This window comes from Umezawaea beigongshangensis (assembly GCF_016464305.1).
Lineage (GTDB): Bacteria > Actinomycetota > Actinomycetes > Mycobacteriales > Pseudonocardiaceae > Umezawaea_A > Umezawaea_A beigongshangensis.
Map to the genome: position 1 here is coordinate 372,855 of NZ_JAEIOJ010000002.1, position 12,976 is coordinate 385,830.

Annotated in this window: 14 protein-coding genes; 7 read left to right on the forward strand and 7 right to left on the reverse strand. The window is 73.1% G+C overall.

Annotated elements, in window-relative coordinates; translation table 11 throughout:
* Positions 1 to 4: 4 nt before the first annotated feature.
* From IMZ35_RS06300 to IMZ35_RS06310, 3 genes are read right to left on the reverse strand one after another with little or no spacing between them, the layout of a single operon-like run.
* Positions 5 to 880, reverse strand: coding sequence for a ferredoxin family protein (locus tag IMZ35_RS06300; RefSeq protein ID WP_199439964.1), 876 nt, complete (start codon positions 878 to 880; stop codon positions 5 to 7).
* Entirely contained in the window at positions 877 to 2,139 is a 1,263-nt protein-coding gene (locus IMZ35_RS06305; protein ID WP_199439965.1) for a cupin domain-containing protein, read from the reverse strand. Before IMZ35_RS06305 ends, IMZ35_RS06300 begins: the two co-directional genes overlap by 4 nt.
* Positions 2,136 to 2,450: a hypothetical protein gene (locus IMZ35_RS06310; RefSeq protein ID WP_199439966.1), complete on the reverse strand. Its 315-nt coding sequence runs from the start codon at positions 2,448 to 2,450 to the stop codon at positions 2,136 to 2,138. Before IMZ35_RS06310 ends, IMZ35_RS06305 begins: the two co-directional genes overlap by 4 nt.
* A 362-nt stretch (positions 2,451 to 2,812) precedes the next feature.
* Between IMZ35_RS06310 and IMZ35_RS06315 the strand changes: the two genes are divergently transcribed.
* From IMZ35_RS06315 to IMZ35_RS06325, 3 genes are all read left to right on the forward strand, one after another.
* Positions 2,813 to 3,445 carry a DUF4360 domain-containing protein gene (locus IMZ35_RS06315; RefSeq protein ID WP_199439967.1) on the forward strand — a complete coding sequence of 211 codons (633 nt, stop codon included), beginning with the start codon at positions 2,813 to 2,815 and terminating at the stop codon, positions 3,443 to 3,445.
* A gap of 98 nt (positions 3,446 to 3,543) precedes the next feature.
* Positions 3,544 to 4,182 (forward strand): DUF4360 domain-containing protein, encoded by a 639-nt coding sequence (locus IMZ35_RS06320; protein WP_199439968.1) that lies wholly within the window; start codon positions 3,544 to 3,546, stop codon positions 4,180 to 4,182.
* A gap of 127 nt (positions 4,183 to 4,309) precedes the next feature.
* A complete protein-coding gene (locus IMZ35_RS06325) occupies positions 4,310 to 5,893 on the forward strand; it encodes a peptide chain release factor 3 (RefSeq protein ID WP_199439969.1) in 1,584 nt (527 codons plus the stop codon).
* 34 nt (positions 5,894 to 5,927) lie between these two features.
* On the opposite strand, the gene IMZ35_RS06330 is transcribed toward IMZ35_RS06325, so the two are convergent.
* Both IMZ35_RS06330 and IMZ35_RS06335 read right to left on the reverse strand, forming a co-directional pair.
* The gene (locus IMZ35_RS06330; protein WP_199439970.1) at positions 5,928 to 6,947 is read right to left on the reverse strand and encodes a CobW family GTP-binding protein; all 1,020 of its coding nucleotides are present in this window, start codon (positions 6,945 to 6,947) and stop codon (positions 5,928 to 5,930) included.
* Positions 6,948 to 7,118: 171 nt separating this feature from the next.
* Positions 7,119 to 7,901 carry an SGNH/GDSL hydrolase family protein gene (locus tag IMZ35_RS06335; RefSeq protein ID WP_199439971.1) on the reverse strand — a complete coding sequence of 261 codons (783 nt, stop codon included), beginning with the start codon at positions 7,899 to 7,901 and terminating at the stop codon, positions 7,119 to 7,121.
* Positions 7,902 to 7,987: 86 nt separating this feature from the next.
* Between IMZ35_RS06335 and IMZ35_RS06340 the strand changes: the two genes are divergently transcribed.
* The 3 genes from IMZ35_RS06340 to IMZ35_RS06350 all read left to right on the forward strand — a co-directional run bounded on the left by IMZ35_RS06340 (position 7,988) and on the right by IMZ35_RS06350 (position 9,498).
* On the forward strand, positions 7,988 to 8,512 hold the full coding sequence (locus IMZ35_RS06340) for a GNAT family N-acetyltransferase (RefSeq protein ID WP_307867802.1): 525 nt from the start codon (positions 7,988 to 7,990) through the stop codon (positions 8,510 to 8,512).
* 91 nt (positions 8,513 to 8,603) lie between these two features.
* Positions 8,604 to 8,741 carry a hypothetical protein gene (locus IMZ35_RS06345; RefSeq protein ID WP_199439972.1) on the forward strand — a complete coding sequence of 46 codons (138 nt, stop codon included), beginning with the start codon at positions 8,604 to 8,606 and terminating at the stop codon, positions 8,739 to 8,741.
* 85 nt (positions 8,742 to 8,826) lie between these two features.
* Positions 8,827 to 9,498 (forward strand): TetR/AcrR family transcriptional regulator, encoded by a 672-nt coding sequence (locus IMZ35_RS06350; protein WP_199439973.1) that lies wholly within the window; start codon positions 8,827 to 8,829, stop codon positions 9,496 to 9,498.
* On the opposite strand, the gene IMZ35_RS06355 is transcribed toward IMZ35_RS06350, so the two are convergent.
* Positions 9,474 to 10,085, reverse strand: coding sequence for a GrpB family protein (locus tag IMZ35_RS06355; protein ID WP_199439974.1), 612 nt, complete (start codon positions 10,083 to 10,085; stop codon positions 9,474 to 9,476). The two genes, IMZ35_RS06350 and IMZ35_RS06355, sit on opposite strands and share 25 nt — an antisense overlap.
* A 334-nt stretch (positions 10,086 to 10,419) precedes the next feature.
* On the opposite strand from IMZ35_RS06355, the gene IMZ35_RS06360 reads away from it, so the two are divergent.
* Positions 10,420 to 10,929 (forward strand): ATP-binding protein, encoded by a 510-nt coding sequence (locus tag IMZ35_RS06360; RefSeq protein WP_199439975.1) that lies wholly within the window; start codon positions 10,420 to 10,422, stop codon positions 10,927 to 10,929.
* Between the two features lie 46 nt (positions 10,930 to 10,975).
* Here the strand turns inward: IMZ35_RS06360 and IMZ35_RS06365 are convergent, their stop codons facing one another.
* Entirely contained in the window at positions 10,976 to 12,847 is a 1,872-nt protein-coding gene (locus tag IMZ35_RS06365) for a Na+/H+ antiporter (protein WP_199439976.1), read from the reverse strand.
* Positions 12,848 to 12,976: the final 129 nt, after the last annotated feature.

The window sequence follows — 12,976 nt, forward strand, 5'->3', positions numbered from 1 at the left end:
ACCCTCAGCCCAGACCCACCAGTTCGAAGCTCCGAATGGCGGCGTTGGTGGTCGCCGAGCAGGTCAGCGGCGTGTCGCTGTGCTCGAACACCGCGCGCACGGTGACCCGCACCGGCGCACCGCCCACACCGTCGAGGACCACCCGCCACTGCTCGGAGCCGGTGCGGTGCACCTCCAGGGGCGCGAGGGCGTCCACCGCCCGCTCCCCCAGCCGCTCGCGGGCGAAGTGCTGCGCCGCCTGCGCCGCGGCGGGCACGGAGGACCGGCCGCGCAGGTGCTCGGGCACGACCAGCCCGGCCTCGTGGGCCCGCACGAGCCGCGGGACCTCCGCCGGTGTGATCCGGCCGTAGTACAGGCCGTGCGGCAGGACGACGACGTTGCCCGCGAACCGGTCGCCGCCGACGTGCGAGCACTCCCACGTCTGCGCCGGCCGGAGCGCGGCGAACGCGGCGGCCACGGGCCTGCCGCGCAGCGCGCAGCACGTGTCGTGCCTGCCGTGGGCGCACACCAGGTACACCGGGTCGGCCGACGGCGTGCCGCGCGGCCGGTCGAGACCCAGGTCGGTCAGCTCGGCGGGGTCGGTGAACTCCGACCAGCGCACCAGCTCGGCCCCCGGCGCGGAGTCCACCAGCGCCCAGCGCCGCCGCGGGACCTCGACGTCGCGCCCCGGTCGCCGCACGAGCAGCACGCGGGCTCCCGCCTCGCGGGCCTGCGCGGCGACCGACAGCGCCACCTCGCGCGGCAGCCGGGACTCCAGCAGGGCGTCGCGGCCCCAGGGACCCGGCTGCTCGACGAGCACCCAGCGGTGGACCGGCGGGGCGCTCGCGGAGACCGGATCACCGCGCCTGGCACAGGCGTCGGCGCACCGCTCGGCGGTCAAGCGGTGCCCTCCCCGCCGCCGGGCACGACGACCCCCTCGCGCAGCAGGCGCCGCACGAGGACGGTCTGGTCGGCGAGGTCGAGGCCCGGCAGCGTTCCCACGATCGCGGGTTCACCGGTGAGCAGCGCCTCCAGCGCGGGGCGGGTGCTCACCGGCAGCGACAGCCGGTCGTGCGGCAGTTCCAGGTGGACGCGGTCGCCGTCGCCGTCGAGCCGGTGCCGCAGGCCCTCGCGCAGCGCCACGACGGTCCCCTCGCCCACCGACTGCGCGGCGGCGGCCTGCGCCAGCGGCGACAGCGGTTGCGGGCGGGTGCCCGACCACACGCGGCGGCGCACCAGCCGTGCCACCTCGGCCGGGTCGACGTCGCGCAGCGCACCGGCCAGCGCCGTCGCGGTGGCCTCCAGGTGCGGCGCGAGCTGCTCCGGATCGGCGACGTCCACGCCGAGCGGCAGCGTCGAGCGCAGCTCGGGCACGTCGCCGACCAGCGCGCACAGGGCTTCCACCAGTGCGAAGCGGGTGACGACGTGCACGCCGACGGTCAGGTGCGCCGACACCTCGCCCAGCGCCCTGGCCGAGTGCAGGTACCCGCGCGGCAGGTACAGCGCGTCTCCCGGCGACAGGACCCGGTCGATCAGCGGTTCCTCCGCGGCGCGCGCCGCGACCGCGTCCGCGCGCTCGCCCCACGGCTGGTCGCGCAGGGGGTCGGGGTGCACCGGCTCGTGGATCGACCACCGCTTGCGGCCGGACACCTGGAGCACGAACACGTCGTGCACGTCGTAGTGCGCCGAGAAGCCCTGCGACGACGGCGGGGTGACGTAGGCGTTGACCTGCACGGGATGGCCGAGGTCGACGCCGAGGCGGCTCGCGAACTCGACCAGCGGCGGCCAGGTGCGGTGCAGTCCCTGGAGCACGAGGGTGCTCCCGGCCTCGAACAGGCGGGCCACCTTGTCGTCGGCGACCTGGTCGGAGATCTCGGCACCGACCCCGCCGCCGCGGGTGAACTGGGAGGAGTCGAGGACCTCACCGTTGCGCGCGACGCGCAGGAACGGCGTGCGCAGCCCCCGGCTGGACAGCAGTTCGTCGACGCCGCGCGGGGTCAGCAGGTCGTCGAACGCCTTCGGCAGGTCAGCGGCCGGGGTCAGCAGGGGCGTGCGGCCCCAGTGCTCGCGGCCGAACTCGTCGGGGTCGACACCGATGCAGCGGCGCAGCGCCGGGCGGTCGGTCGACCGCCCGGCGCTGCTGGGGCTCGCTGCGCTCATCGACCGGCGCCGCTGTCGGCACCGCCGTCCGCACCGCCGTCAGCGCCACCGTCGGCACCGCCGTCAGCGCCACCGGGGACGCCGCCCGCGCCGGAGTCGGCCGGGCCGTGCGCGCCACCGTCGGCGCCACCGTCAGCACCGCCGTCGGCACCGCCGTCAGCGCCGCCGTCGGCCGGACCGTGCGCGCCACCGTCAGCGCCACCGTCGGCACCGCCGTCGTGGCCGCCGGGGACGCCGCCCGCGCCGGAGTCGGCCGGACCGTGGCCGCCGTTCGCTCGGCCACTGGTGATGTCGTCGTCGGACAGTGACATGCTTCCTCCACGGGATCGGTGCGTCTGTTCGGGAACGTTCCACCGCGCTGTACCCCCGTCCGGTCCAGTTCATGCCTCCCGGCACGACGGGGACCCGATCAGGACACCTCCCGACCGGACGAGGACGGCACGCCCGTCCTCCGAACAGATTCCGCGATCCGGCGGGAAAATTCCAACCCCCCGCCACTCGTGACAATGCGACGAAGTCGCACTCCGACGAAGCGGGAAAATTGTCACTTGTCGACAGGTGAACGACAGCGACCAACCGAGAAATTGCTCCTCACAGCCGAACGACGTGCACTTCTGCACGCGATAAGCTGCGCTGGCGCCGCCGCACACGAGATGCACCGGAAGGGTCCCTCATGTTGAGCGCGATGGCAGCAGCCACGATTTTAGCATTCACAGCGGTGTCCCCGGCCGTCGCCGCCGACGCCGATCCTCCGAGCGGCAAGATCGGGGTCGACATCGTCACCGTGAACGGTTCGGGATGCCCGGCCGGCACGGCGGCCGTCGCCGTCGCCGGAGACAACAGCGCGTTCACCGTCACCTACAGCAACTACCTCGCGAAGGTCGGCGTGGACTCCTCCACGACCGATTTCCGCAAGAACTGCCAGCTGGTGCTGGAGGTGTCCGTGCCGCAGGGCTTCACCTACGGCGTCCACCAGGCCGACTACCGCGGCTTCGCCTCCCTCCAGGGGGGTGCGAGCGGTCTGCAGCGCGCCAGCTACTACCACCAGGGACAGTCGCCGACCGCGCAGAACAGCCACTCGTTCGCCGGCCCGTTCAGCGACAACTGGCAGGCCACCGACCGCACCGAGAGCGCCCAGATCGTCTACGCGCCGTGCGGTGAGCGTCGCATGTTCAACATCAACACCGAACTGCGCGTGTACTCCGGGACGTCTGACCCGAAGACCACGACGAGCTTCATGACGATGGACTCCTCGGACGGCAGCGTGAGCACCCGCTACCACGTCGCGTGGAAGACCTGCCCGTAGGACCTGAGGGGCACGCGCCCGACGTTCGGTGAAATCCCAGAACACACGCCGCCGGTCACCGCCGCCGTTTGCAACGGAAAGCACCGGAAAGGCATCTCATGCTCAACGCGATGGTTGCTGTCCTCACCGGCCTGGTGATTGTCTTTCCTCCCGGAGGAGCGCCGAACACCACACCGCCGCCCGATCACATCACCATCGACGTGGTGACCGTGAACGGCTCCGGCTGTCCGGCGGGAACGGCCGCGGTGGCCGTGTCCCCGGACAACAAGGCGTTCACGGTCACCTACAGCGATTTCCTGGCCCAGGTCGGGGTGGGGGCGTCGGCCACCGACTTCCGGAAGAACTGTCAGCTGAACCTGCGGGTGAACGTGCCGCAGGGGTTCAGCTACGGCATCGTGCAGGCCGACTACCGCGGTTTCGCCTCCCTCCAGGCGGGTGCGACCGGGGTCGAGCGGGCGAACTACTACTTCCAGGGCATGTCGCCCACCAGCTACCGCACCCACACCTACACCGGACCGCTGGGGGACAACTGGCAGGCCACCGACACCACCGAGATCGCCGCGATCGTCTACTCGCCCTGCGGTGAGCAGCGCAACTTCAACATCAACACCGAGCTGAGGGTCAGCGCGGGCACGTCGGACCCGAAGACGACCACCAGCTTCATGTCGATGGACTCCACCGACGGCAACATCGACACCACCTACACCCTCTCCTGGAAGGTGTGCCCGACACCGTGACGACCGGTTTCCGCGGCGGAGCGCGCCCGCCGCGGAAACCGCGCGCGCCGTGGGCCCCAGCAGGGGAAACAGCGCATTGGGTAGTGTTTCCGGCGATGAACACCAGTGAGCACCAGGGAGAGCGGTCGTGACGGACGTTCTCCGCGAGGCGGGCCGGCGCCGCACCTTCGCCGTGATCAGTCACCCCGACGCCGGCAAGTCGACCCTCACCGAGGCCCTCGCCCTGCACGCCAGAGCGATCACCGAGGCCGGCGCCGTGCACGGCAAGGCCGGACGGCGCGGCGTGGTGTCGGACTGGATGGACATGGAGCAGGCCCGCGGCATCTCCATCACCTCCGCCGCCCTCCAGTTCACCTACCGCGACTCCGTGATCAACCTGCTGGACACGCCGGGTCACGCCGACTTCTCCGAGGACACCTACCGGGTGCTGTCGGCCGTCGACTGCGCGGTGATGCTGCTCGACGCGGCCAAGGGCCTCGAGCCGCAGACGCTGAAGCTGTTCGACGTGTGCCGCTTCCGCGGCATCCCGGTGATCACCTTCATCAACAAGTGGGACCGGCCCGGCCGCGCCGCGCTGGACCTGTGCGAGGAGCTGGTGGACCGCATCGGCCTCCAGCCGATGCCGCTGACCTGGCCCGTCGGCGAGGCCGGTCGCTTCCTGGGCGTGCTGGACCGCACCGACGGGACCTACATCCGCTACACCCGCACCGCCGGTGGCGCCACCGCCGCGCCGGAGGAGCGGATGGACTCCGGCCGGGCCGAGGCCGAGCTGGGCGAGGACTGGATCGCGGCCTGCGAGGAGGCGGAGCTGCTCGCGGAGTCGGGCGGCGAGTTCGACGCCGACCGGTTCGCCGACGCCTCGGCGACACCCGTCCTCTTCGGGTCCGGTGTGCTGAACTTCGGCGTGCGGCACCTGCTGGACCTGATCGTGGACCTCGCGCCGCGTCCCGCGCCGCGCCCGGACGTCGACGGCGAGCTCCGGCCGCTGGACGCGCCGTTCTCGGCGTTCGTGTTCAAGGTGCAGACCGGCATGGACCGCGCCCACCGCGACCAGGTGGCGTTCGCGCGCGTCTGCTCCGGCGTGTTCGAACGCGGTGTCGTCGTCACCAACGCCACGACGAAGCGGCCGTTCGCGACGAAGTACGCGCAGCAGGTGTTCGGCCAGGAGCGCACGACGGTCGACGTCGCCTACCCGGGCGACGTGGTGGGCCTGGTCAACGCCAACGCGCTGCGCGTCGGCGACACGCTCTACGTCGACAAGCCCGCGGTGCGCTACCCCGGCCTGCCGAGCTTCGCCCCGGCGCACTTCGCGGTGGCCCGCGCGGCCGACCTCAGCCGCGCCAAGCAGTTCCGCAAGGGCATCGAGCAGCTGGAGTCGGAGGGCGTGGTGCAGATCCTGCGCTCCGACCGCCGGGGCGACGGCTCACCGGTGTTCGCCGCGGTCGGCCCGATGCAGTTCGAGGTGGCCGCGCACCGGCTCGACTCGGAGTTCAACTCGCCGGTGCGGCTGGACCACCTGCCCTACACCGTGGCGCGGCGGCTGCCCGATCCCGCGCAGCGGCCGATCGTGAACGCCTCCAGCCGCAGCGAGTCGCTGATCCGCACGGACGGCGCGGAGCTGGCGCTGTTCACCGACCAGATCGCGATGGCGGTCATCCAGCGCCAGAACCCCGACCTGAGGCTGGACCCCCTGGTCGCGGGCACCGACTGACCACCGGCCGACCCGGCGGCGGATCGCCGCCGGGTCAGCCGGTGTGCCGCAGGACGCGGCGCATCGCGGAGGGCTCGACGGACTCCGGGTCGTGCTCGACGCAGGCGCGCAGCGCGGCGAGGGTCTCCTCGACGTCCAGACCGGTGCCGATGAGCACGAGGTTCGTCCCGCGCGGCTCGTCGGGCCGCCACGCCGTGCGGCGGAACCGCAGGTAGCGACCGACCGTGTGCACCTCGTAGCGCTGCCGGTGGCCCGGCACGCCGAAGTGCACGACGCCCTTGACGCGGTAGAGGCCCTCCGGCCGCGCGTCGAGGAAGTCCGCGAACCGCAACGGGTGCAGCGGCTCCGGGCAGCTGAAGGCGGCGGTGTCGTAGCGGGTGTGGGCGTGGTCGCGGTGGTCCTCCTCGTGGAGGTCGGAGAACGACAGCTGACGCGGCACGTCGTCGCGCTCGGGACGGGCCACCCGGTCGAAGAGCAGCTCCGGGTCGACCCGGCCGTGCGCGGTGCGCACGAGCGGCACGTCCGGCGCGAGGTCGCGGACTTCCGCCGCGACCGCGGTCAGCTCCTCCTCGCCGACGCGGTCGGACTTGTTCAGCACCACCAGGTCCGCGAAGCTCAGGTGCTCCCCCAGTTCGGGGTGCCGCGCGCGGGTGGCGGGGAACTCCGCCGCGTCGACGACCTCCACGAGGCCGCCGTACTCGATCCGGTCGGCGCTGCTGGCCAGCACCGTGCGCACGACCGGCTGCGGTTCGGCCAGCCCGCTGGCCTCGACCACGATCACGTCGAGCCGGTTGGCCGGTCTGGCCAGCCGCGCCAGCAGCTCGTCCACCTCACTGCCGTCGACGGCGCAGCACAGGCAGCCGTTGCCGAGCGACACCATCGAGTCGACCTGCCCGGCGACGGCCATGGCGTCGATCTCGATGCTGCCGAAGTCGTTGACCAGCACGCCGACCCGCGTGCCGGAGCGGTTGCCGAGCAGGTGGTTGAGCAGGGTCGTCTTGCCCGAGCCGAGGAAGCCCGCGACGATCACGACGGGGATGCGGCTCCTGGCCACGAACTCGCCTCCGGGTGTGCTGGTCGGGACGGGTCGCGGACGGCGAGCCCGTCGGCAGGGCGGAAGGGTGCTGCTCGGACGGCTCGCGCCGATGCGCGCCGGGCGCGTCTCCAGCGGCGCCCGGCGCCCCGGGTCGAGCCGGTCGGACCCGCTCGCGGGCCGCCGACGGGGTCAGTTCGGCTCGTCCGCCGTCCGGCGCAGGACCGGTCCCAGCACGGATCGCTTCGGGAGCACGCTGTCGCCGGAGGACTCGCCCCGCAGCCGCCTCCCGAGCCACGGCAGCGCGTGTTCGCGGCTCCACCGCAGGTTCTGCGCGCGGCGCTCGCGGACGCTGATCACGTCCTCGGGACCGAGCGCCGAGCGGGGCAGCGAGTGCGGCACGCCCAGCACGTCGAGCACCTCGGCCGCCACCTCGGCGTGCCCGAGCGCGTTGAGGTGCAAGCGGTCCGGCGCCCACAGGCGGCGGTCGCGGAGCTGGCTCATCGCCCACATGTCGACCAGGAGCGCGCCGCGTCGCGCGGCGATCAGCCGGGTGTGCTCGTTGTAGATCGCGACGCGGCCGCGGATCTGCCGGAACAGCGGGTCCTTCACGCCGTCGACCCCGGTGAACAGCACGACGACCGCACCGGTGGACACCAGGCGTGCCACCGCGTCGTCGTAGACCTCCATCATCGCGTCGATGTCGACGCCGGGGCGCATGAGGTCGTTGCCGCCCGCGTAGAGGGTCACCAGGTCGGGCTCCAGGGCGAGCGCCGGTCCGACCTGTTCGGCGACGACCTGCCGCAGCAGCTTGCCGCGCACCGCGAGGTTGGCGTAGCCGAAGTCCTCGTCGCCCTCGGCGAGCCGGTCGGCCACCCGGTCCGCCCAGCCGCGCACGCCGTTCGCGCAGCCCGGGTCGTCGTCCCCCACGCCCTCGGTGAACGAGTCGCCGAGCGCCACGAATCGCTTGCTCATGCTCACGATGCTAGAAGGGCCGCCGTCAACGGGTTCTGGCGGGAGCGCGCCCCTCCGGCGCGCTCCCGCACGGGTACGTTGCAGCGGTGTCGAACTCCGCCGCGGCGAAACCGGTGATCCGCGCGGCGACCGCGGCCGACCTGCGCCGGATCGCCGAGATCTACGCCCACTGGGTCACCACGAGCGCGGTGACGTTCGAACTGACCCCGCCGGACGAGACCGCGTGGCGGCACCGCTTCGACGCCGTCGTCGCGGCCGGGCTGCCGTTCCTGGTGGCCGAGCTGGACGGCGCGGTCGCCGGGTACGCGCACTGCTCGCCGTGGAAGCCGCGCGAGGCGTACCGCCGCACCGCGGAGGACTCGATCTACCTGGCGCCGGAGGCGATCGGGCGTGGAGCGGGCGGGGTGCTGCTCGACGCCCTGCTGGACGACTGCGCGGCGGCGGGACTGCGCGAGGTGCTCGCCGTCGTCGTGGACACCGGGAACGCGGCGTCGCTGGAACTGCACGGGCGACGCGGCTTCACCGAGGCCGGGCGGTTGCGCCGGGTCGGCTTCAAGCACGGGCGGTGGCTCGACACCGTGCTGCTGCAGCGGAGCCTCGCCCCGGAGTGAGGGACGCCGCTCCGGTCCAGCGGGCGGCGAGGGCCTCCAGCACGACGTCGAGCACCGGCACCGCGTCGCCGCCCGGCCGGACCGGGAGATCGTGCGTGCCGCCCGCGGCGACGCCACCGGGCGGGTGTTCCCGATCGCCGCGCTCGTCGGCGCGGTGGGCGTGGTCGCCGCGCTGCCGCGCGAGCCGATCGCCCTGCGCAGCAGCATCGACCCCGACCGCTCGGGGTGAGCCGCGCCGCCGGCGGCGACCGCCCCCCTCAGGCGGGTCCACCCACCAGCGCGACGGGTGGTCCGGTGGGGAAGAATGAACACCCATGCGCAGCACACCAACGGACGTCCGCGGGGTCCAGCGGCCCGGCGCCGACGGGCGCAAGGGCGGCCCCAGCCGCGGCGACGTGCGCTACGACAAGATCCTCGAAGTGGCCGAGGCGCTGCTCGCCGAGAAACCGCTGCGCACCATCACGATCGAGGACGTGGCGAACCGGGCCGGCATCACCCGCCCCACCTTCTACTTCTACTTCGACTCGAAGTACGCCCTCCTCGCGGCGCTGCTGGAGCGCATCGTCGCCGTCGAGGTGGACGGCACCGACCGCTGGTGGCGTGCCCGGCCGGACGGCGTGACGCCCCGCCAGGCGTGCGAGCGCGTCCACCACGACGTGCTGGCGCTGTGGCGGCGGCACGCGCCGGTCGTGCGCGAGGCCACGGAGGCGATGAGCCTCGACCCGCAGCTGCACGCGGTCTACACCCAGATCGTCGACCGGTTCGTCGCCGGTGCGAGCACCCACATCGTCCGCGAGCGCGAGCACGGTTCCGCGCCGCCGGGAGCCGACCCGACGACGCTCGCCGCCACGCTGGTGTGGATGGCGGAGCGCAACCTCTACGCGGCCGTCGCCGACCTCGTGCCGCGGGTGTCCGACGAGCAGCGCGTGGCGGCCATCACCGACACGTGGGTGCGCGCGATCTACGGCACCTCCGATCCCCGCTGAGCGCCGCTCGGCTCCGGACTCCAGCCCGTGTCGGCGGCCCACGTCTCCGCGACCTCCACGACCAGGTCCACCACCGGGTCCTTCACGTCCGCGTACACGTCCAGATCACCCACGGCGGCGGCCAGTTCCAGCTTGAAGCGCGCGTGGGCGGGCACCGCGGCGGGGTGGGCGCGGAACCAGTCGCGGAACAGCAGGGCCAGCCGCTCGTTGGGCGAGCCGACCAGGCGGCAGTGCAGGTTGATCCGCTCGCCGCCCGGCCCGCGCCCGTTCCACAGCCGTTTGCGCCACCGCTGCGGCACGTCGTCGTGACCGGCGGGCACGTGGTCCTGCTCGTGGGGCATCCGGAGCAGGCCGAACGCGGTGAGCGGCGCGTCGAAGGCCACGGCGGCCTCCGCCAGGTCGCGCACGCTCACCTGGAGGTCGAACACCGGCTTCGCCGCCATCCCCGGCACGGCGGTGCTGCCGATGTGCTCCACCCGCACGGCGAGCGGACGCAGCGCGGTCAGGAGCTCGGAGGCGAGAGCGCGGCCGCGAGCGGCCCAGTCGTCGTCGTACGTGCTGATCTCGAAGTGTCGCGCAGTGGCCATCCGACCCACGCCAGGCCCACCCGCAACCGGATTTCCGTGTCACGAACTCCCACCTCTTCGGGTGAAGGTGTCACCCGTCAGAGGTGAGACGGCGAGGTGGCAGCGCGGATCGGCCCTACGTTCGCCCCGTGGTGAACACCGGCGAGTTCGGCGGGCGCACTCCTCCGAACACCGTCCGCCGACGAGTCGGCGCATGCCCCTTGCGCATGCGCTCCGTGCCCGGTAGATCACTCATCGGCCACCCTCGAAGACGTGCATCGAACTCGGGTTGGCAAGATACGGTTACGCCAGTCGAGTTACGTCGGACACGGCCGCCGATGAGGGAAGGACCCAGGTGAACCCCCAGACCGAACAGGTCGACGACCTGCAACTCATCGCTCTCCCCAACGCTGTGAGCTGCGCAGATCTGTTCGTCCGCTTCGCGTTGTCCGAGTGGGCGCTGCGTCCCATGATCGGCGAGGCGGGCGAGGTCGTTCGTCACCTGGTCGAGGCCGCCGTCGAGCGGGCGACCCCCGGCAACCCCAGCTTCATCACGGTGCGGTTGCGGTTGACCGGCGGTTACCTCGTCGTGGAGGTCGAGGACGCGCAGGCCATGCGGGCACCGGCCACGCCGCCGGGCCTCGCCGGGCGCCGCACGGGCGTCGTCGACCTCGCCGGACGCGGTTCGCTGATCTGGTGCGAACTGGCCCTGCCCGCCGGCATGACCGCGTCGGCGGTGCCGCTGCCGCGCCGCGAGCGCAGGCGCTCTCCCGCCGCGGAGCAGCTCGGCGACGAGTCGGCCGAGATCGATCCCGCCGTCATGCAGCGCATCCTCTACGGGCTCAACGGAGCACCCGAGCAGTGATCGGCACCGGGGGCGGCCACCCCGCCCCCGGTGATCTCCCTCCCGCTCAGCCGACCTCCTCGTCGACCCAGCACCACCGCCACGCCTCCCCCGGCTCGCCGCTGCGCACCACGGGGTGCCGCTCGTCGTGGAAGTGCGCCCGCGCGTGGCGCCCGTCCGAGGAGTCGCAGCAGCCCACGTGCCCGCAGGTCAGGCAGACCCGCAGGTGCACCCACGTCGTGCCCTCGCGCAGGCAGTCCACGCACGCCTGCGGCAGCTCTCCCGCTCCCGACGGCGCACCGCGCAGGTGCTCGCAGTGCTGCTCCTCGGCGCGCTGGGCCACCAGGTTGCGATCGGGGTCCAGCGGGTCCAGCTCCGTGACGTGCTCCAGCATCGACTCCTCGACGTCCACGTGCTTGAGCGCCGTGTGGACGACGTCCTCGTTGGCCTCTCCCGCGTCGCGGGCGCGGACGATGGCCTCCCGCTCGGCGGCGAGCATCTGCCGGCGCAACCGCGTGTAGATCCCGGACGGCGTCTCCAGATCCGTGTGCGGTCGCCCCAGGCGCTCCCACGCGGTGTTGGAGCGGGTCGACGCGCGCTCCCGCAGCGCCCTGATCACCGACTCCGGCTCGTCACCGGTGACGATCTCCTCCAGCCGTCGCAGACCGGCCCTGGTCGAGGTCTCGGTCAGCTCGGCGGACAGCAGCGCGTCGTCCGCCGGGTCGGGCGCGGGCAGCTTCATGCGGCGCACCAGCCACGGCAGCGTCAGCCCCTGCACGAGCAGCGTGCCGAGCACGACGACGAACGCCGCCAGCACCAGCACCTCGCGGTGCGGCGTCTCCTCCGGCAGCACCAGGGCCGCGGCGAGCGTCACGACGCCGCGCATCCCGGCCCAGGAGACGACCGTCGCGACGTCCGCAGGCCACGCGATGCGCCTCATGCCCGCCGAACCGAGGGAGAAGACCAGCACGCAGGCGAACACGAACACGAACCGCGCGGCGATCGTGGCCACCAGCACCGCCAGGCACACCGCGGCGATCGTCGGCGCGGCCAGGCCGCTGTCGCCCGCGGCGGCCAGCAGCGCGGGCAGCTGGAGTCCGATGAGGAGGAACACCACGTTCTCCAGCACGAACGCGATGGAGCGCCAGTTCGTGGCCTCCGCGACGCGGGAGGACGCCGTCTGCACCGTCGGCGAGCGGTAGGCCAGGAACAGTCCGGTGATCACGACCGACAGCACGCCCGACGCGTGCACCGCCTCGGCCGGCAGGAACGCGAGGTAGGGCGCGACGAACGACAGCAGCGTGTCGAGCACCGGATCGGTGATCCGCTTGCGCACCGCCGCGAGCAGCAGCGCGACCACCACGCCGATCGCGATCCCGCCGCCCGCCGCGATCAGGAAGCTGACGCCCACGTCGAACGGCGTGACCACGGCGGTCAGCGCGCTGACCGCGACACCGAGGGCGACGAGGGCCGTCGCGTCGTTGACGAGGCTCTCCTCCTCCAGCAGCGTCGTGATGCGCCGCGGCAGGCCCAGCCTGCGCCCCACGGCGGTCGCGGCGATGGCGTCCGGCGGCGCGACGACGGCGCCGAGCGCGAGCGCGGCGGCCAGCGACACCGCGGGCAGCACCCACCAGGTCACCAGGCCCACGGCGACGGTCGTGAACACCACCAGCAGCACCGACATCAGCAGCGTGGCGACCTTGTTCTGCCGGAAGTCGAACAGCGACGCGCGCAGCGCCGTGGCGTACAGCAGCGGCGGCAGCAGTCCGATGAGGACCACCTCGGGTTCGATCTCCACGTGCGGCACGCAGGGCAGGAACGACCCGACCACACCCACCACCAGCAGGACCAGCGGCGTCGGCCAGCCGGTGCGGCGGCACAGCGCCGCCACCAGCCCGACCACGCACACGAGTGTCACCAGGCCGACAGCGACCTCCACGAGACCTCCACACCACGTCGGCACCGCCGTGCGGCGCCCGCTCTGCTCGACGGGTGCCACCCAAGCCTGCCGGAGCCGCGTTGTCGACCCGGCGCACCTCACACCGCCCGAGCACGGTCGTGCCGGCAC

Bases quoted from the DNA above. Each gene is read 5' to 3' on its own strand.
- IMZ35_RS06305 (WP_199439965.1), bottom strand. From the start codon at position 2,139: ATGAGCGCAGCGAGCCCCAGCAGCGCCGGGCGGTCGACCGACCGCCCG.
- IMZ35_RS06310 (WP_199439966.1), bottom strand. From the start codon at position 2,450: ATGTCACTGTCCGACGACGACATCACCAGTGGCCGAGCGAACGGCGGC.
- IMZ35_RS06315 (WP_199439967.1), top strand. From the start codon at position 2,813: ATGTTGAGCGCGATGGCAGCAGCCACGATTTTAGCATTCACAGCGGTG.
- IMZ35_RS06320 (WP_199439968.1), top strand. From the start codon at position 3,544: ATGCTCAACGCGATGGTTGCTGTCCTCACCGGCCTGGTGATTGTCTTT.
- IMZ35_RS06335 (WP_199439971.1), bottom strand. From the start codon at position 7,901: ATGAGCAAGCGATTCGTGGCGCTCGGCGACTCGTTCACCGAGGGCGTG.
- IMZ35_RS06350 (WP_199439973.1), top strand. From the start codon at position 8,827: ATGCGCAGCACACCAACGGACGTCCGCGGGGTCCAGCGGCCCGGCGCC.
- IMZ35_RS06355 (WP_199439974.1), bottom strand. From the start codon at position 10,085: ATGGCCACTGCGCGACACTTCGAGATCAGCACGTACGACGACGACTGG.